18 protein-coding genes are annotated in these 18,661 nt (G+C 45.9%); 7 read left to right on the forward strand and 11 right to left on the reverse strand.

All coding sequences use genetic code 11. The features are described from left to right. Positions 1-76: 76 nt before the first annotated feature. From Q0R17_RS19785 to Q0R17_RS19810, 6 genes are all read right to left on the reverse strand, one after another. A complete protein-coding gene (locus Q0R17_RS19785; RefSeq protein WP_293938231.1) occupies positions 77-877 on the reverse strand; it encodes an amino acid ABC transporter permease in 801 nt (266 codons plus the stop codon). Between the two features lie 92 nt (positions 878-969). Continuing rightward, positions 970-1,716: a basic amino acid ABC transporter substrate-binding protein gene (locus Q0R17_RS19790; protein ID WP_293938233.1), complete on the reverse strand. Its 747-nt coding sequence runs from the start codon at positions 1,714-1,716 to the stop codon at positions 970-972. Between the two features lie 253 nt (positions 1,717-1,969). Further along, entirely contained in the window at positions 1,970-2,797 is an 828-nt protein-coding gene (locus tag Q0R17_RS19795; protein WP_293938235.1) for an HDOD domain-containing protein, read from the reverse strand. A gap of 170 nt (positions 2,798-2,967) precedes the next feature. Further along, the gene (locus Q0R17_RS19800; protein ID WP_293938237.1) at positions 2,968-4,173 is read right to left on the reverse strand and encodes a branched-chain amino acid ABC transporter substrate-binding protein; all 1,206 of its coding nucleotides are present in this window, start codon (positions 4,171-4,173) and stop codon (positions 2,968-2,970) included. Between the two features lie 229 nt (positions 4,174-4,402). Then, positions 4,403-5,077 carry a DNA repair protein RadC gene (gene radC / locus Q0R17_RS19805; RefSeq protein ID WP_293938239.1) on the reverse strand — a complete coding sequence of 225 codons (675 nt, stop codon included), beginning with the start codon at positions 5,075-5,077 and terminating at the stop codon, positions 4,403-4,405. A gap of 114 nt (positions 5,078-5,191) precedes the next feature. Continuing rightward, entirely contained in the window at positions 5,192-7,156 is a 1,965-nt protein-coding gene (locus tag Q0R17_RS19810) for a TonB-dependent receptor domain-containing protein (protein WP_293938241.1), read from the reverse strand. 178 nt (positions 7,157-7,334) lie between these two features. Here Q0R17_RS19810 and Q0R17_RS19815 point away from each other — a divergent pair, with 178 nt between their 5' ends. The 3 genes from Q0R17_RS19815 to dut all read left to right on the forward strand — a co-directional run bounded on the left by Q0R17_RS19815 (position 7,335) and on the right by dut (position 10,231). Further along, positions 7,335-8,273 carry an AraC family transcriptional regulator gene (locus Q0R17_RS19815; protein ID WP_293938243.1) on the forward strand — a complete coding sequence of 313 codons (939 nt, stop codon included), beginning with the start codon at positions 7,335-7,337 and terminating at the stop codon, positions 8,271-8,273. Positions 8,274-8,594: 321 nt separating this feature from the next. Next, the gene (gene coaBC, locus Q0R17_RS19820) at positions 8,595-9,776 is read left to right on the forward strand and encodes a bifunctional phosphopantothenoylcysteine decarboxylase/phosphopantothenate--cysteine ligase CoaBC (protein ID WP_293938245.1); all 1,182 of its coding nucleotides are present in this window, start codon (positions 8,595-8,597) and stop codon (positions 9,774-9,776) included. A 5-nt stretch (positions 9,777-9,781) separates the two neighbouring features. Further along, positions 9,782-10,231, forward strand: coding sequence for a dUTP diphosphatase (gene dut, locus Q0R17_RS19825; RefSeq protein WP_293938247.1), 450 nt, complete (start codon positions 9,782-9,784; stop codon positions 10,229-10,231). A 60-nt stretch (positions 10,232-10,291) separates the two neighbouring features. Here the strand turns inward: dut and bfr (Q0R17_RS19830) are convergent, their stop codons facing one another. Both bfr (Q0R17_RS19830) and bfr (Q0R17_RS19835) read right to left on the reverse strand, forming a co-directional pair. Continuing rightward, positions 10,292-10,759, reverse strand: coding sequence for a bacterioferritin (bfr, locus tag Q0R17_RS19830; RefSeq protein ID WP_293938249.1), 468 nt, complete (start codon positions 10,757-10,759; stop codon positions 10,292-10,294). Positions 10,760-10,770: 11 nt separating this feature from the next. Continuing rightward, a complete protein-coding gene (gene bfr / locus Q0R17_RS19835) occupies positions 10,771-11,241 on the reverse strand; it encodes a bacterioferritin (protein WP_293938251.1) in 471 nt (156 codons plus the stop codon). A 349-nt stretch (positions 11,242-11,590) separates the two neighbouring features. Between bfr (Q0R17_RS19835) and Q0R17_RS19840 the strand changes: the two genes are divergently transcribed. Both Q0R17_RS19840 and Q0R17_RS19845 read left to right on the forward strand, forming a co-directional pair. Continuing rightward, positions 11,591-12,367: an inositol monophosphatase family protein gene (locus tag Q0R17_RS19840; RefSeq protein ID WP_293938253.1), complete on the forward strand. Its 777-nt coding sequence runs from the start codon at positions 11,591-11,593 to the stop codon at positions 12,365-12,367. Continuing rightward, positions 12,367-12,597 (forward strand): DUF3460 family protein, encoded by a 231-nt coding sequence (locus Q0R17_RS19845; protein WP_293938255.1) that lies wholly within the window; start codon positions 12,367-12,369, stop codon positions 12,595-12,597. Before Q0R17_RS19840 ends, Q0R17_RS19845 begins: the two co-directional genes overlap by 1 nt. Positions 12,598-12,820: 223 nt before the next feature. Here Q0R17_RS19845 and Q0R17_RS19850 read toward each other — a convergent pair whose 3' ends face one another. From Q0R17_RS19850 to purT, 3 genes are all read right to left on the reverse strand, one after another. After that, entirely contained in the window at positions 12,821-14,452 is a 1,632-nt protein-coding gene (locus Q0R17_RS19850; protein WP_293938257.1) for a methyl-accepting chemotaxis protein, read from the reverse strand. Between the two features lie 254 nt (positions 14,453-14,706). Next, positions 14,707-15,096: a group II truncated hemoglobin gene (locus tag Q0R17_RS19855; RefSeq protein ID WP_293938259.1), complete on the reverse strand. Its 390-nt coding sequence runs from the start codon at positions 15,094-15,096 to the stop codon at positions 14,707-14,709. A gap of 3 nt (positions 15,097-15,099) precedes the next feature. Continuing rightward, positions 15,100-16,335, reverse strand: a complete 1,236-nt coding sequence (purT, locus tag Q0R17_RS19860) for a formate-dependent phosphoribosylglycinamide formyltransferase (RefSeq protein WP_293938261.1) — start codon at positions 16,333-16,335, stop codon at positions 15,100-15,102. 391 nt (positions 16,336-16,726) lie between these two features. Between purT and Q0R17_RS19865 the strand changes: the two genes are divergently transcribed. Both Q0R17_RS19865 and Q0R17_RS19870 read left to right on the forward strand, forming a co-directional pair. Further along, positions 16,727-17,524: an outer membrane protein OmpK gene (locus tag Q0R17_RS19865; RefSeq protein ID WP_293938263.1), complete on the forward strand. Its 798-nt coding sequence runs from the start codon at positions 16,727-16,729 to the stop codon at positions 17,522-17,524. 479 nt (positions 17,525-18,003) lie between these two features. Beyond that, entirely contained in the window at positions 18,004-18,423 is a 420-nt protein-coding gene (locus Q0R17_RS19870) for a hypothetical protein (protein WP_293938265.1), read from the forward strand. Positions 18,424-18,661: the final 238 nt, after the last annotated feature.

Here is an 18,661-nt window from a genome sequence, read left to right on the forward strand (position 1 = left end):
AATCTGTATTGAGCATGCGTAAGTAAAAAAGGCCTTCCACTCTGGGTGGAAGGCCTTTTGCATTTGGCTTAGGGCATTAATGAATGCCGCCGCTCGCTTGGAAGTGTTTCTCTAGTTTATTTACCCCTGCCGCCATAAGTAACGTGAGGATTAAATACAGGAAAGAAATGGTCAGGTACGGCTCCCAATAGCGGGAGTAGGCTCCAGCCACGGTTCGGGCTGCATAGGCTAGCTCAGCAAGTCCAATGGCGGAAACCAGCGAGCTATCTTTGAGCAGCATAATGGCTTCATTACCCAGCGGTGGCAACATGCGTCTGAAGGCTTGCGGGATAATCACAAAGCGCATGGTTTGCCAGTAGTTCATTCCCAAGGAGCGTGATGCTTCAAACTGCCCTTTGGCAATGGACTGAATCCCTGCACGGAAAATCTCAGTGATATAGGCACCGGCATTGAGGGTAAGTGCCACAAGGCCAGACATAAATGCGCCGTAATCTTGGCGCATGGTTGCTGCCAAATCGCCACTAATCAGTAAGCCATCCGTGGGGTGAACCAACATCGGCATGACGGCAAAGTGGGTGAGTAAGATCTGTACAAATAAGGGCGTACCACGAAAAAATGTGACGTAAGCGGATGAGGGCCAGCGGATAAGAAAGCGAACGGGGTATTTCCAGACTCCATGTTTAACATCAGCAAGGCGGGCCATCCCTGCAAATAGGCCGATTAAAGTACCAAAAACCACCGCAATAAGAGTAATACCAATGGTCATTTTCATGCCATCGATAAACAGTGAGCGATATTCCCAAACAATCTGTAATTGAAAGTTAGATAGAAGGGGAACTGCGTTTTGCATCTGTTGCCAGAATGTAATGAAGTCCATTGTCATGCCATATTCAGATTGCAGAATAAAAAAGCGCAAGCCAGCAGGATTGCGCTTCTGAAAGATATACGCCCGATTTTAAATGATTAAGCTTAGTTTCCGAAGTACTTCTTGTGTATTTTGTCGTAAGTGCCATCGGCTTTAATGGCCGCGATGCCTTTATTAAGCTTTTCTATTAGCTCTTTATTACCTTTCTTTACGGCAAAGCCATAATATTCTTTTGCGAAAGTTGCATCATCAATGGTTTTTAGGCTGGATGATTTATTATTAGCAATAAAGTTAATCACTACACCGTTATCAGCCACAACGGCATCAACCCCGCCATTTTGCAGCTCTTTAATAGCCAGTGGGGTAGATTCAAAGCGCTTGATATTAGGATTTGTTTTACCAAGCAGCTTTTGTACAATCTCGTCACCCGTGGTGCCAGTTTGTACACCCACTTTTTTATCTTTCAGTGCTGTAAAGTTAGTAATGTTACTTTTTTTACCAATAGCAATGAGTTGTTTAGCTTCAAAGTAAGGGTCAGAAAAATCCATGCTTTGTTTGCGTTCAGGCGTAATGGTTACGGCGGAGGCTACTAAATCACGATCGCCTGAGCTAAGCGTCGCAAAAATACCTTCCCAAGGGGTGTTGTGCAGTTGAACTTCTATGCCCGCTTTTGAGGCCACAGCTTTAATGACATCCATGTCGAAGCCAACGATTTCTTTCTTTTCGTTTACAGACTCAAATGGTGCGTAGGCCGCATCCGTTGCAACTTGATAAACCTTGGCTGCATAGGCTTGCGTGGAGAGCAGTGTTGCACTGGCAAGCAATAGAATTATATTTTTTTTGCTGAACATATTGTGATCTCTCTGCATTTGAGTGGTTTACCGATTCTGTGCCGTAACGCATTCGGTAAGGTAAGACTAAGTGCTGGGTTCTTATTTGAATATCAGGCTATTCCCGCATTTTAAACAGCATAAATGAGCGGTTTTATTTTGTAAGCAGGGGCTTGATATACCCCAAGAAAAAACCGGCAAATGTAGTGGCCGGTTTTTTCTTGGGTGATTGCTGTCTGAATTATTGCAGCAAAGTAGTGATTAACTTGAGGGGTTAAGCAATCATTTCTTCCATGCCTGAGCCTAGGTCGGTGATTTCTTCTAGTTGAAGGCTAAATGCAGCTATATCTACGCCTAAGAAGGCAAATGACGCCGTTGGCAAGCTTGCAGCCCATTCTTCGCTGGTATTAACATCGGTTTCTTTTTGGGCGATATGCAGGGCAATATGCAGAATATGGCTTAATTTAGATGGTGGTTCTTGCTCGTTGGGCGTGTTTTGGTATTTTACGGCCATTTGGATGTCCACTGGAAAATTCCAACGTCTAGCTAGCTCTTCACCCACCATCACATAGTCAAAGCCAATGTTGTTGGTTTCTAGGGCGACACGATCTGCAGCACCATTGTCTACATATTGATCAATTTTTACGGCTAGCTCAGGTGCCACAATATGAATGAGCATCTCACCAATGCTATGAATCATGCCGGTGGTGAAGGCGATTTCACCATTAAATTTGGCTAATTTAGAGATCCATTTGGCCAGTGTTGCAACGCGCAGGCTGTGTTTCCAGAAACGTTTGCGATCAAAGCCGGGCGTGGTGATAAAAGCACCCGTTACACCAGAGGCCACTACCAAAGTTCGTACGGTGTTAAATCCGAGCACCACAACGGCATCGTTGACAGAGGCAATTTGTCTGGAAGCACCAAAGTGGGCGGAATTAGCTAAACGTAGCACTTTTGCGGTAATGACTTGATCTAGTGCGATTTTTTTTGCAATGGTTTCAATATCAATATCATCTTTACTAAAGCTATCTATTAGCTCTTGAACAACTTTGGGGATGGTGGGTAGTTTGTGTGTTTGTTCGAAAACTTCTTCAAGTTTCATGCTGCTCTCCCGTATTGCCTGCATTTTATGTTAATGCCGTCTTTATCCTAGAACAAGCCTAGGCTCTTCGCTAGCCACTGACTAGGCTTAAGCGGCTATTGTTTTGTAATTTAAAAAAAAGGCGACGCAAGGGTCGCCTTTTTTGATGACATTTGTATGAAAGCTATAGATTACTTAGCTTCACCTGCAACAACTTCAATCACTTCCCACTTGCCACCCTTCACTTGATAGACGGTGATAGGGCCATTTTTGATATCGCCTTTTTCATCAAAGCTGATGATGCCGGTTACGCCCTTGTATTCAATTTTTTGTAATTCAGGCAGGTATTTTGCCGGCTCAGTGGAGCCGGCTTTTTTCATGGCCTCAATCATTACTTTGGTAGCATCATAATTGTAAGGTGCGTAGAGATTAACTTCTACACCAAACTTAGCTTTAAATTTGGCTAAGAATTCTGCGCCACCTGGCATGCTTTCTTTGGATTGGCCTGGGCTTGAAGAAATCATACCTTCAGAGTCAGCACCCGCTAATTTAATAAATTCTGGGGTTTGTGTGCCATCGCCGCCCATGATTTTGGCGGCAATACCCAGCTTTTTAGCTTGTTTTTTAAGCGGGGCGGCTTGAGCATCCATACCGCCGTAAAATACCAGATCAGGTTTTGCACCTTTAATGCTGGTCAAAATAGCGTTGAAGTCGGTTTCTTGGTTGGTGGTGAATTCGCGTTTTACTACTTCAGCCCCTGCGGCTTTAGCGGCTTTTTCGAACTCATCAGCTAAGCCTTGGCCGTAAGCTGTGCGGTCATCAATGATGGCTACTTTCTTAGCTGCCAATTTTTTAACTGCAAAGTCACCCAAGACCTTGCCCTGCTGCGCATCATTACTCATCACGCGAAAAGCGGATTTAAAGCCTTGAGCGGTATAAGCCACGGCGGTGGCAGAAGGGGAGATTTGTGGAATACCCGCGTCAGCGTAGATTTTTGAAGCGGGGATGGTGGTGCCAGAATTCATGTGGCCGATAATCCCTGCCACTTTCATATCGACAAAGCGTTGAGCCACGGTGGTTGCTGTTTTAGGATCGGCCTGATCGTCTTCTGAAACCAATTCAAATTTGATTTTCTTGCCGCCAATGTCGGCACCGCCTTCAGCGTTGACTTCATCGATGGCCATACGCGTGCCATTTTCGTTGTCTTTACCAAAGTGGGCGTTATTACCGGTAAGCGGTGCAGAGTGGGCGATTTTTACGGTGTCACCGCTGCTGGTGGTGGGTTTCGCTGTTTCAGCGGCTGCTTGGCTGGCGACTTCCTTGGGGGCTTCTTGTTTGCCACATGCGCCTAAAGTCAGGATGGCTGCCGCGATAAGGCTGTAACGTGCAAAAGTCATATCATTTCTTCCTTGGTGTTTATGATTGCGTCGCAGGCCGATGCCTGCCTTATTAAAGGCTATTCACTATTACGCTCGCAATCGAATTTCGGGAAATAGCAGTGAGCTGTATCTAAGGCGCAACAGAGTCTTTTACTTGGTATTTTTACCCATGTGGCATGTGTCGTAGAGATTGAGGCTGATTTAGCCCCTGCCTAGCTAAGGAGTGTGGTTGTTTGGCCTTGTTGACTTAGAGTAGGCCCTGTTCTGCCATAGAAATGACCTGATGCGCAGCAACAATACAGTGGTCGAGTAAGCTCACGTCGATAATCTCTAAAGTATGGCGCAATTGTTGGGTGATATGGATATCCGCATCCGATGGCTTGGGGCTGCCTGAGGGGTGGTTATGCGCCACGATCACTGCTGCAGCATTGAGCGCTAAGGCGCGCCTTGCCACTTCTCGCGGGTAGATGCGTGTTTCTGACAGCGAGCCTTTAAATAAGGTCTCCGCGCTGATTAGCTGGTGTGCGGTATTTAGAAATAGCGCATGAAACTCTTCATGATCTAGCCCGCGTAAGCGCAGCTGCAAAAATGCTTTTACTGAGGCGGGGGAGGTAAAGGCATCGACAGTGCGTAGTTTCTCACTCAATGCGCGTTTCGCCATTTCTAATACGGCTTGCAATTGGCAGTATTTAGCGGCACCCATGCCGCGTACTTGGCAAAGCGTATCGAGTGGTGCTTGGAATAGTTTTTCTAGTGAGCCAAAGTGCAGCAGTAAATCGCGGGCTAAATCAACCGCGCTTTTGCCTTTTACCCCAACGCGTAAAAATAAAGCTAATAGCTCGGCATCACTGAGGCTTTCAGCACCATGTGCTAAGAGCTTTTCTCGGGGCCGCTCGTCTTCGGGCCAATCGGTAATTGCCATCACGTAAACGCCGTTATATCCAGCGCTTAGTGTAGGTGTTTAAGTGAGTTGCTGCGCATAGGCGCAGCAACTCTCCCTATCAGCGTTGTTTGTACTTAGGGGATAAGCGCAGGTTTAGAACTTATAGCTGGCCTCAATACGGATATCGCGGCCTGCTTCAGGGTGGCCTAAGACTTTTTTCAAGCGGGCATGATAGGCAAAGGTGGCTTGATCGTAATACTGCTGATCAAACACATTCTTAACGGCAAAGCGCAGATTAAGCGTATCTTTTTTGAGTGGCTGCCAGTTTACATACAGATCGTTTACGCCAAAGCCTGCTTTGGTCATCGGCATAGTGCTGGCGACGGGGGTGTAGTCTAAAGCTTCAACAAAACGACCTTGCCAGCCAAGTTGCAGGCTATAAGTAGGGATGTCGTAAGCAGCATGGGTCGTCCATGAGCGGCCATAGCTGGTACCTAAGCCCTGATCACCATCGCTAAATGGCTTACCATCGCGATCACTTTTGCTTTCTGCAACAGATAGGCCGATACGCAAATTACCCTCGCGATATTCAGAACGCAGCTCGTAGCCCTTGATGTCCACATCGGCCACATTCATACGGCAATCTGCATCGGGGTTAGCCGTGCAAGTGTCGACATCAATGAAGTTGTCGATATTTTGTTGGAATAAATTACCGCTCAGAGTGAAGCCTTTGTTTGTAAAGACAAAGCCCACTTCAGAATTACTGGCTTTTTCTGCCTCAATTTTTGGCGCATTTGCCCAAGCAATCATATCGAGTAAAAAGACTTCATTTAAGCCTACGCCACGCAATGCCTTAGCGTAGCCTGCTTTTAGCTGCAGGCTATCGATGACTTGCCAGCTCACTCCGGCGCTTGGTGAGAAGCCGTTACTTTTGAAGTTTTGATTATGGTTATCAGTGTAGTCGTAGCGATCATAGCGCAGACCTGCAGACAGGTTTACCTTGCCAAAGTCGAGTAGACCTTCAACATAGCCACCCGCAACGGTGCTTTCTTCTTTACCTGAGCCAGTATTTTGGTAAGGGTCACGGATTTGATTGGTTTGTGAGTTTTCTTTGCGTAAGTTTACGCCGTACTTAAGCAGGTGCTCGCCAATGGCGCTTTTTAAGCCAATATCTAGGCCTTGGGTGGTGATGGATTCACTGCTGTATTCACCAGCTTTATTGGTGCGATCGCCTTCTACTTTAGATTGATAAAGGGTCGATTCAATACGGGAGATCGGGCCAAAGTCTTTGCCATCATATTTTAATGAGGTGGTGTTGCGCAGCAGGCTTTGCGGCATGGCTTCGTTAGGTAAAACGGGGTGCTTAAAGCCGACCATATTGGCACGTAGATAGCGGGTGCCTTTGTCTTCCGTGGCTTGATGGCTGAGCGAGAGGCGTTGGCTTTCGCTGATATTTGCGCCCAATTTAATTAATAGATTGCGCTGTTTGGAGCCGGAATTTATTTCATCAATCCCACCGCCGCTTTGGTAGTCGGATAAATCTAGATGGCTGGCAGATATTAAGCCATCTACGCTGCCAAAGCGGCCGTAAACGGTGGCTCCGGTTTTCCAGCCCTTATTACTCATTAGGCCACCAGAGAGCAGTGCGCCGGTGTTTTGGCCTTCGCTTAATAAATCGCTGGCATCAAGGGTGAGCACACGAATCGCCCCGCCTAAAGCACCAGGCCCTGCACTGGCTGCCGCCGTGCCTTTTTCGATTTCGACGCGCTTAATTAAAGCCGGATCAATCACCAGAGTGCTTTGGTGATGGTAGAGGTGATTATTTTGTGTGGCACCATCAATCGATACATTCAGCATCGATTCTTCCATGCCGCGGATATAAACCTTTTGCGCGACAGGATTGCTACCGCCACTGACGCTGATTTCTGCGTCTTGCTTAAACATATCGTGCAAATCACGCGCTTGGCTTTCTTTTAGCTGAGCGCGCTCTACTGTGCCGTCTTGGCTGGGGGTTTGTGCAATGGCCTGTACGGCTGGCAATTGCACGATATCTTCAGCATAAACATTGAATGCAAGGGGTAAGAGCACAACTAAGCTGCGTAAGGGTAAAGGGGGCATAGCAAACACTCCGTAAGCATTCTTATCTTTTAAATGAGAATTGTTTTCATTAGAATGATGGCATTTTTACACAAGCTGTGCAGGCTGTCCTTTGCGTAAGACAACAAAATCTTTGCGTGGAGAGTGGTTTTTCTTTCTATCGCTTGGTGATTGCGGGCATAAAAAACTAGGTTAGGAAATGGGTAAACGCGAGGTTGATTTTCATCAGGCTGACTTAGATCATTTGTTTGGCGATGAAGCGCAGAATGTGCCGCAGCAGGGGGCCTTACTTCGCGGGCGGTTTATTGTCGAAGATTTACGACCAGGGCTGTCTTTGCACGGTAATGAAGTCGAGTTTTTACAGGCGCACGATAGTGAGGGGCCGCTAAGCCCTGGGCTAAGGCTAATCATTATGCTGGAGGGTAAAGTGGATGCCTGCTTTGGTTCGCTGCCTTTAGAGCTGGGGGCGAGTAATCGCTGCGTGCTGGTGTCGAGTCTGGAGGAAGAGCTGCTGAAGCGGCAGATTGCGCAGGGTGGGTATCAGCGACAGGTTGTACTTGCTTTGGAACAAAGCTGGTTTGAGGAGGGGGGGCTATCCTCAATGGCGGATTTTAAAAGTGTGGAGCGCTTCTGCTCACAACACTTAGCCCATCGCACGTTAAATCCTGATCGGGCATTCTTACGGCTTGCCGAAGGCCTGCTGCAACCTATATATGACAGCCCCTATTTACAAAAAATTCACCGTGAATGCCATTCACTTGAGCTGATCCTGTTCGCCTTAAATCAGCTTAAACAAACCGTGCCACTGAAGGCCCGTTCACGGCACCGGGTGGCTCAGCTATTAGAGCTATTACAATCCGATGTGGCTGGCCAGATGTCACTAGAGCAAATGGCGCAGAATTTAGGGAGTAACACCACCACATTACAAAGAGAGTTCCAAGCCATCTATGGTGTAAGCATTATCACGTGGCTGCGGCGGCATAAATTGCAAGAAGCACGGCGTGTGCTTGAGCGTGATTCATGCAGCGTATTGGACGCCGCCTTGCTTGCGGGCTATAACAGCCCCGCAAATTTTGCGACGGCGTTTAAGCGCGAGTTTGGATTTACACCTAGGCAGGTGGGGCAGCGGTTTATGTAACTTCGGTTATGCACAACGATATTTAGTCCATGAAAATTACTCAATATTTTAATTAGGTCTTTTCTTGGTTTGTTTATATTAAGTAATTGATTTAAAACGAATCACAATGCGCTGTTTGTTTGTATTTTTTTGATTTTTATAAATAATTTATTTTTTATCTTGTTGGTTTGTCATTAAAACAGCCATTTATAATAAGTGTTAAATAGTCTAGGGCTGCAGCTTGCTGACTAAAATCTTGCATTGCAAAATATTATTACGGTTAATGCCATAGTCTATCCTCAGTTAAACTAATGGCTGTATATGATTGAAAAGGTGCTTACTATGAGCCAAAAACGCATCGTACTTGGGGTAACGGGTGGTGTTGCCGCGTATAAATCGGTTGAGCTGGTGCGGTTGCTGACCAAAGCGTCTTATGAAGTACAGGTGGTGATGACGGAAGCGGCGACTCAATTTGTAGGGTCGGTGACGTTTCAAGCGGTATCGGGCCGCCCTGTTTTTGTGGATTTATGGGATGGGCGTGCGCCTAATAATATGGCGCATATCGATTTAACCCGCGGTGCCCACGCCATTGTGGTGGCACCAGCGACGGCTGATTTTATGGCCAAGGTGGCTCAGGGCTTTGCTAATGATTTGCTGTCTACGATGGTAGCCGCAAGAGATTGTCCGCTATTGCTGGCCCCCGCCATGAATCGGCAAATGTGGGAGAACCCACCTAATCAGCGCAATGTGGCGCAGTTGATGGCTGATGGCGTGCAAATTTTAGGGCCGGGAGAGGGCGAGCAGGCCTGTGGTGAGGTGGGGCTTGGACGAATGCTAGAGCCAGATGACTTGCTGCAGCATATTGAGGCTTTTTTTCAGCTTAAGTTATTGGCAGGTAAGCGTGTATTGATTACTGCTGGGCCTACGTTTGAGCGGATTGATGCAGTGCGCGGTATTACTAATAGTAGCTCGGGTAAGATGGGCTACGCCATTGCACGTGCGGCTTGGGAATCTGGTGCAGATGTGGTGCTGGTTTCAGGGGAAACCGCTTTGGCTACGCCTTTAGGCTGCCGACGGATTGACGTGCAAAGTGCCGAGGAAATGTTGCAAGCGGTGAATGCCGAGGTGGATGAGGCAGATATCTTTATTAGTGTTGCGGCAGTATCTGATTATTATGTGCTCAATCCATCTGAGCAAAAAATTAAGAAAGACGCACATATTTTGACGCTGGAGCTGGGGCCCAACCCAGATATCTTGGCTAATATCACCGCCAGAGATAATCCACCCTTTTGTGTGGGGTTTGCTGCCGAATCTGAAAACCTGCTGGAATACGCTGAAGCCAAACGTCGGCGTAAAAAACTACCGCTGCTCGCAGCAAATTTAGTGCAAAACGCGATGGGCGCAGATGATAATGAAATTATTTTGCTTGATGATGACGGAGAAACCCGTTTAACTCGCGCCCCTAAGCTGGATGTGGCGCGTCGTTTGATCGCTCATATCGCTCGGTTGTATCAAAAAAGGTAAACAAAATGTCTGTTATTGATGTAAAAATTTTAGATACGCGGCTGAAAGACAACCTGCCGCAATATGCAACTAAAGGTTCGGCTGGCTTGGATCTGCGTGCTTGCCTTGATGTACCTATGGTGCTGGCGCCTGGTGCTACTCAGCTGGTGGCAACGGGTCTGGCTCTTCATTTGGATGATCCAGGCTTAGCGGCGATGATTTTGCCTCGCTCAGGCCTTGGGCATAAGCACGGAATTGTGTTGGGTAATTTGGTGGGGTTGATTGATTCAGATTATCAAGGGCAGATTTTTGTCTCGGTATGGAATCGTAGCCAAGTGCCTTTTACTATTCAGCCAATGGAGCGCATCGCACAGCTGGTGATTGTGCCGGTGGTACAGGTGAATTTTAATCTGGTGGATGAATTTTCCGAATCAGACCGCGGTGCGGGTGGTTTTGGTAGTACAGGTAAGCATTAATTGTTGTGAAACATAAAAAAACGGGCGCAAGGCCCGTTTTTTTGTGCTTGAAAGTAGCTCTTATAACTGGGATTGCAAATAATTAGGTAGGCCAATGGCCTTGATTAGGCCCAATTGTTGTTCTAACCAATGCGCATGATCTTGTTCGGTATCATCTAAGAGTTTGATCAACATATTACGGGTGACGTAATCTTGTTCTTGCTCACAGATGGCAATAACGCGTTTTAGTGCGGTAGCTACATCATATTCAGTGAGTAGATCGTTATGCAGCATGGCAGGTACATCTGCACCAATGCGTAGCGCATCACGGCCCGCCACATCAGGGATCCCGCCTAAGAATAAAATGCGTGCAATAAGCAGCGTGGAATGGCCAATCTCATCTTGGCGCTCATGATCGATGCGCTCATAGAGCTTGCTATAGCCCCAATTATGATACATCTGGCTATGTACAAAATACTGGTCAACAGAAGTCAGTTCAGTGACCAGTAACTCTTTTAAGCCTGCGATTACATTGTTTTTGCCTTGCATGATGATCTTCCTTAGGCTTCGATTTGTGATTGGAGATAATTAGGTAAGCCCAGCGAAACTTGTAGCTCGGCTTGGGTTTCTAGCCAATCAACGTATTCTTCTTCGTCCTCAAGGAGATCTTCTAGGATATCGCGTGAGACATAATCTTGCTCTAGCTCACAGGTTTCAATGGCTAGCCGTAAAGTGGTGAGGTGGGCGCTGACGAGTTTTAAATCACACGCTAGCATTTCAGGGGTGTTTTCGCCGATATAGAGCTTGCCGAGCTGTTGTAGATTAGGCAGGCCTTCTAGCATCAGGATGCGCGTAATTAGCTTGTCTGCGCGTTTCATGGCATCAATCGATTCGTGATAAACCGCATCATTTAGCTTTTTTAAGCCCCAGTTTCGGTACATACGTGCGTGTAAGAAAAATTGATTGATGGCGATTAATTCATTGCCAAGTACGCTATTGAGCGAGCTTAAGACGAGTTTGCTGCCTTGCATTATGTATTCTCCAAAGTATCAAATCTAATTAATTCTTAATTAGATTTGATTTGATTTTAGGGGTTTTCTCCCTTTTTATATGGAATATAGCATTTTATAATTTTACTGCTAACGTGGTATTTTATTCTTTTTTTTGTATTTTGCCACTGTTTATTATGCCGTTAAGCATTTGCTTTATGTATTAAGAATTATTCTTTTTTTCGTTCAACAAAATGGTTGATTATGGTGGGTAATATTTAATTCATAATTAAAAACAATGCATTCAATCTATTTCTAAATAAAAACCATTATTATTTCGACGTGGTTTATGTTATTTTTTGTGCCTATTGATGATTGCTTTGGAGTTGAAATGCGCTTGCCTGATGAAATGATTGCTCTTGCACAGCAGCTGGCGGAGCTGAGTGCTGCGGTGATTCGCCCTTATTTTCGTCATCCTTTAGTGATTGACGATAAAAATGATCACAGCCCTGTGACGATTGCGGATCAAGAAGCCGAGCGTGTGATGCGTAAGCTGATTCAAAAAACGCGCCCACAAGATGGCATTATTGGTGAAGAATTTGGCCGTGAGCGTGAAGATGCCGAATGGGTGTGGGTGCTTGACCCCATTGATGGCACCAAATCGTTTACGGTGGGGCGAGCATTGTTTGTGACACTGATTGGCTTGCTGCATCACGGCAAACCTGTGCTGGGTGTGATTAACCAGCCTATTCAAAATGAGCGTTGGTTGGGGATTACAGATCAAGGCGCATGGCTCAATGGTGTGCCGGTGGTGGCAAATCAAATTACGCAGTTGCAAGCGGCAAGGCTGGGCACTACAGGGCCGCAATATTTGGATGTGGGGGCGGCGGCTTTTGCGCGTTTGTCTGAGCAATGTCGTTTTAATACCTACGGTGGTGATGGCTATTTATACGCGCAGGTGGCCAGTGGTTGGTTAGAGTTAGTGGTGGAAGAGGGCTTAAAGCTGCATGATTTTGCTGCATTAGCGCCAGTGGTGAATGGTGCAGGGGGCAAAATGACCGATTGGCAGGGACAAGACTTAGATATTCATAGTGAAGGACGGGTATTAGCAGCGGCTAACCCAATATTACACGCGGCAGCGCTGCCATTTTTCCTGAACGCGGTATAATGAATGTATTCGTCACACTAACGTGGATTGCCATGTTTAAGAACACACAATACGTTTCAGATTTTACGCAATTTATGCAAGGCTATTTGGGTGATAACCCTGAGGTTGCTCAGGGCCAGCTTGAAGGCCGCGCGCTCTTGTGGGATAAAGCGCCACTAGATTTAGATGAGAGTTCGCGCTCTGCAGAGTCTAAAGTGCGGCAAAAGCCTTATCCTTATCAAGCTGACTAAGCTTTTAGCTTTGTAGAATAAAAAAACACCGCTGTTTGCATAAACCGCGGTGTTTTTTTATGGATTTAAAGAGACTCTGATTGATTCCAATTCGTCATTCCCGCGTAGGCGGGAAGCTAGGGGATCTGGCATCAAAAAACTCTGGGTCCCCAACAAAAATACTTGGAGATGACGCTTGAATGGGCAGGGCTAAAAGGATGCAAAACTTATTGTCGGCTACTTATCAAGTGTGGTATTGACTGATTAAGGTGTTGAGCGTAACGGCAATCTGGCGAAGCTCTTCGGATAGCTCGCTTGTGCTGCTTGCCGTGGCGTGATTTTCTTCGCTGGCTTGGGCGATTTTCTCAATATTATTGGCAATATCTTGGCTGGCGGAGCTTTGTTCTCCAATGGCATCGGCCATCTGGGCAATATCGCTCACCGTATTTTTGGATTGCTGCTCCAAATGTGCTAATGATTCGGCTACGCTTTGTGTGTTGCGCACGCCACTTTCAACCATGCGGCTGGCGTGTTGCATGCCCTCTGATGCGGTGCCGGTATCTCTTTGTACTGCTTCGATCTTGGCGGTAATTTCGCTGGTGGCTTGCGTGGTGCGCTCGGCCAGTTTTCTGACTTCATCGGCCACCACGGCAAAGCCACGGCCTAAATCTCCTGCGCGGGCGGCCTCAATAGCGGCATTCAAGGCCAGTAGATTAGTTTGATCGGCGATATCTTTAATGACCATAACAATACTGCCAATTTCACCCGAGCGCTGGTTTAGCTGGTCGATTACGGCTGCTGAGCGATTAATGTTTTCGGCGATTTGACGGATTTCATCGGCGGTACGGTTAGCAGAAAGCGCGCCTTCGGCAGCGGTAGAGGCGCCTTGTCTTGCCTCGGTGTTTAAGCCTTCTGCACTGGATGAAATCATATTTACACTAACAGATAGCTCTTCAACCGCCGCTGCTGTGGCGCTCGATGCGGAAGATTGTATTTCGGACGAGTCCGTCATTTGTTTTGCTGCTGTCGAGAGGGCACCAGCAGAGCTAAGTAGCTGGCTAGAGTTCTTGCGTGATTCACTAATGACTTTACTCATATTAATGAGGAGACGATTAATGACTGCAGAGGACTGACTAATTTCATCCACCCCTGCTTGGTCAAGCCTGAGCGTTAAATTGCCAGTTTGATCGATTTCGCTAATGGTGGCTTGTAATGCGGCGAGTGGTTTGCGGATGCTACGAATAATAATGAAAGCACTGGCTATGCCAATTAATACGGCAATAAACATTAAAGTAATAGAGATGCTAATTGTGGCTGTGGTAATGGTACCAAGGGTTTTTTCCATGCCTTTTGCTTTAGCGATGGCTTCATCAGCTAAGGTGGTTAGCCCTTCTTGCATAGCACGAACAGGCTCTTTATATTTTGAAAAATCGGCGTTAATATCTGCAGCTTTTTGATACTTTTGGGCTTCTACTTCATCGGCGATACGATTAAAACCATCGGCATAGGTTTTGAGGTTTTGTGATAGCTCATTTAATTTTTGTACGTCGCTAGCGTTGGCATTGGCGGCCCCGCTTTTAATGGCAGCGTTGGCTTTTTCTAGAGCTGCATCCCATTTTTGATTGTATTCTTTAATTTTTTCAATGTTTTCAAAGTTTAGAAAAATATCTTTTTCAAAGCGCCTTAAATTAGTGACTTGATGGCGAGCTTCGATCAGATCTAGTGAGTAGTTTAAATCATGTTGTAACATGTTTTCTGTGAGGCTAGCTTGCCGATTTAAACCCCATAGCCCGAGTGCACCCACGCTGATGAGTAAGATAAGAAGCAGGGCAAATCCACCTACTAGCCTTGCGGCGATTGTAAATTTAGATAGCATGGGAGACTCCAAAGGAACGCAGTTGTTTTAGATTGTAGAGTTGATTTTGCGTATTGCTAGCAAAAAGCACGCTAAATCGATAAAAAGTTAGATTGGGTATTTAATTTATTATTTATGGGTAAAAAAATACCGTATTCAATTGTATGAATACGGTATTGGCAGAGGCGTTTGGCGTCTATCAGGTGTTAATTGCAGACGCTTAATTTAAATGGGTTTATTGCATGCTTGGTTAGAGTTTTTTAAGGTGATTTGCCTTATTTATTACGCATGAAGTCAGCTGTTCGATAAAAAGCATCTTCTAAGTGATCACGTAATGCGTTTTCCATTGGGATTTCTGCCATTGCCTGAAACATGCACATCAGCCACTGATCGCGCTCATCTTCGCCAATAGCAAACGGCATGTGCCGCGCACGCAGCATAGGGTGGCCATGTTTTTCAATAAAGCGCTGTGGCCCGCCTAGCCAGCCAGATAAAAAATCAAAGAATTTATCCCGGATTAGGCTGCTGTCGTTGGTGTGCATGGCACGTATGCCGCTAGCGCGTGGGTCGGTATACATAATGTCGTAAAAACGCTCGACCAGCTGGCGTAAGACGGCATCACCACCTAATAGCTGGTAAGGCGTCATGGCTGCTATTTCTTGCATGCTTTAACCCTTAACTGGCTTAACTAAACTGGCGGCCAGCTTGGCGCGCTCGCGTGCTTCATCTGTGCTTAATCCCGCGGCTAAAGCCACACCCATGCGGCGGCGGCTAAAGCTTTCTGGTTTGCCAAATAGGCGTAGATCGGCACGGGGTACGGCTAGGGCTTGTTCGATGCCTTCGAAGGCAATGCCGGTTTCTTCTAGACCGCCATAAATCACCGCGCTGGCTGCTGGCTCGCGCAGGCTGGCATCGATCGGTAAATTTAAAATGGCGCGGGCGTGTAGCTCAAATTCTGAAAAGCGCTGGCTGGATAAGGTAACAAGGCCAGTATCGTGCGGGCGCGGGCTGACTTCAGAAAACCATACCTCGTCGCCTTTTACAAATAGCTCAACGCCAAATAGACCGCGGCCACCTAAATCGGTGGTGATTTTCTGTGCAATATCGCGTGCGCGTTCTAATGCCAGTGGGCGCATCGCTTGCGGCTGCCAGCTTTCTACGTAGTCACCATTTTTCTGGATGTGGCCGATGGGCTCGCAGAAAAAGGTTTCGATTTCTCCAGACGCTCCTAAGGCGCGTACAGTCAGTAAGGTGATTTCATAATCAAAATCCACAAAGCCTTCTACAATGACGCGGCCCTGATTCACACGGCTACCGCTGGCGGCGTATTCCCATGCGGCGTCAATTTCAGCCGCTTCGCGAATAAAAGACTGGCCCTTGCCCGATGATGACATCACCGGCTTGATTAGGCAGGGCAGGCCAATTGCAGCGATGGCAGAACGCATTTCAGCAAGGGACGAGGCAAATTGATAGCTGGAGGTCGGCAAACCTAGCTCTTCTGCGGCAAGGCGGCGAATGCCTTCACGGTTCATCGTGAGGTGGGTAGCGCGGGCGCTTGGAATAACGGTAGCAAGACCATCGGCTTCAATCTCAAGTAGGGCGCTGGTAGCAATCGCTTCAATTTCTGGCACGATTAAATGCGGGCGCTCCAACTCTACCAGTGCGCGTAGTGCGATAGGATCGGCCATATTGATCACATGGCTGCGATGCGCCACTTGCATGCCGGGTGCATCAGCGTAGCGATCGACGGCGATCACTTCCACGCCTAGTCTTTGTAAAGCAATGATGACTTCTTTACCAAGCTCGCCGCTGCCAAGCAGCATAACTTTAGTGGCTGAGGCTGAAAGAGGTGTACCGATCTGCATGGTTTTTTCCAGAGCATTGAATGCGGCGGATTTTAGCATGTGGCGCCGTTTTGGTGGTTTGGAAGTAAGCGTGTGCGGGCTAATTAGGCCCCTGTAGGCTGCGTGGCCTATAGGGCTTGATCTTGTTGTTTGCCATCATTCAGGTAATAAGAATAGCGTGCAATATATAAGGGTATTAATCTATTGCAATTATTTTTCATATAAAATAAGAACATATCATAATATTTATTTGTCATGCGTTATTTTTGGGCTAGGGTAATAATCCGCATTTCTTATGTTTTATCAATAATATTCACAGCAAAATCAATTAATCTGGTTTTTAAACGTATTTTATTTACTGGCGTAAATAAACTCGTTATGCTGCGCTCCCCTAGTTGGCTTAGAGGGATGTGTATCTACAGATTTCTATTGAATTAATGATGAGCTTATTATGAAACTTCGCAATATTTTAGTCGCAGCCAGTATTTTGGCTACTCCTGCTGCCTTTGCTGGCAATGATTGGTCATTTAAAAATGTCAGTGTCAACTACTTAGACTGGTCTAATGGTACTGAGCAGCGCACAAACGCAGGTGCATTTGCCGGTAAAAAAGATTTTGCCCTTTTAGAAATTGAGGGTGGTTTTGGTGGCGATTGGGGCGAGGCATATGGCTTCTTTGATGTAGAAAACCCAACAAAGGGTACAGACGAAACAGATGCGCGTGAGAATCGTCGCCTTGTTGTTAAAGCCGTAGGTCGTTTTAATTTAGTGCAATTAGGTGCTGTACCGCTTCAGGCTTATGTACATATTTATGATTTGCGTGACACCGGTTCATCATTCTTTACCCAAAATCGCGTTTTGGGCTTAGGCACTAGCCTTTCCAGTGGTAATTTCTGGATTAAACCATTTATTGGTGGTCATCAGCAGTTTGAAAGTAATATTGGCGCACACGCTAATGGCGTGATGGCTGGTTATGTAGCTGGCTATAGCTTCCAAATGTTTGGTCAATCATTTATGGCTACACAATGGCACGAAACAGAATTTAATCGTGATGATAAATACTTGACCATGGGCAGCCCCGCAGGTGGCGTAACTAAGGGTAATGCAACCGGCCAAAATGGTGCGGTTTCTCTTTGGTGGAATGTCAGCAAAGAATTCACCACTGGCGTGCAATACCGTTATGCCGATCAAAAGTTAGGCTCTGCTTCTTACCAAAATGCCATGATTTACACTGCAAAATATAATTTTTAATTGTAGTGCTTACAATTGATCAAACCCGCTACGGCGGGTTTTTTCATGTGCTGATTTATTCTTTGCTTACTTTATATACTTACAATGTTGATCTTTGCTTATTACTGTGAAATCTGCACTCGACTGGGTAAAAGAGTATTTTTATGGTATTTCAGCAACAATATTTTAAAGATTTTTTATCCTAGTTATTTGCATAATTAAGGACCCAGTTTTTTTAAAAATACAGTGAAAGCGCTAGTTTGAGTTGTGGCCTGCGTGGCTTACGATGCAACAGGCCGTACTTAAGCCGAGATTTTATATAAGGCACGGGCATAGTTGTAATGCGGTATTTGAAGCCTCTCCTCGGCTGGGGCAGAATTTGATATTCTTTTGCTCTGAAACGAGAGCATGTTTTTAAAACGCTTCAAAGTAGGCAAGGCAAAGAACCAAAGATGGCGAGGGTTTGTCTTGTTTTTCTTATTTTTTTAAAAGGTATGAACATGAAAAAAGTTTTATCTCTTTTATCGCTCTGCTTTTTGTTTGGCTGCGCCAATCCCGTGCGGGATGGTATTAATAATTTACGCACTTCAGTACGTAATGGGTTTCAAGATATCAAAATTGAGGTAAGCCCTGATGTTTCTAAGATTGCCACTTTAGAAGAGTTAAAGCTAGAAGCTACATTGGGCGATCGGTTTGATTTAAATGGTTATGTGACTTACTCAAAATCGTGCAATTTATTTTTGACGATGGATGTGCGTTTTTATAGTGCAGATGGGTCATCCATTGGCAACAGCACCGCCATGTCTAAAGCATATAAGTCAGGCGAGCGTGCAAAATTTAAAGCTTCATCAAAACAAATTGCAAAAGATCGAAGTGAGCTGATTAGTAAAGTGCTTGTTACAAATTTAAAATGCACATAGTTGTAAAAACCTGAATGATAGTTTTGTCTCTAATTATAAAAAAGGAAGCCAAGTGGCTTCCTTTTTTATATGTACTTGTCTAAAAAAAAGGCGGGGAAGTGTAAAGGTCAAGGACATAGGTAACACTTTAGTCCACAGACATAGGTGACACTTTTCGCGTTAAAGTTAAGTAATCATTTTTTGCACCTGTTACCTGTCGCTCATCAAACGAACCTAGTCGAATCGGCCCAAAGTAAAC

The sequence above is a fragment of the Iodobacter sp. genome, from assembly GCF_025352645.1.
Taxonomy (GTDB): Bacteria; Pseudomonadota; Gammaproteobacteria; order Burkholderiales; family Chitinibacteraceae; genus Iodobacter.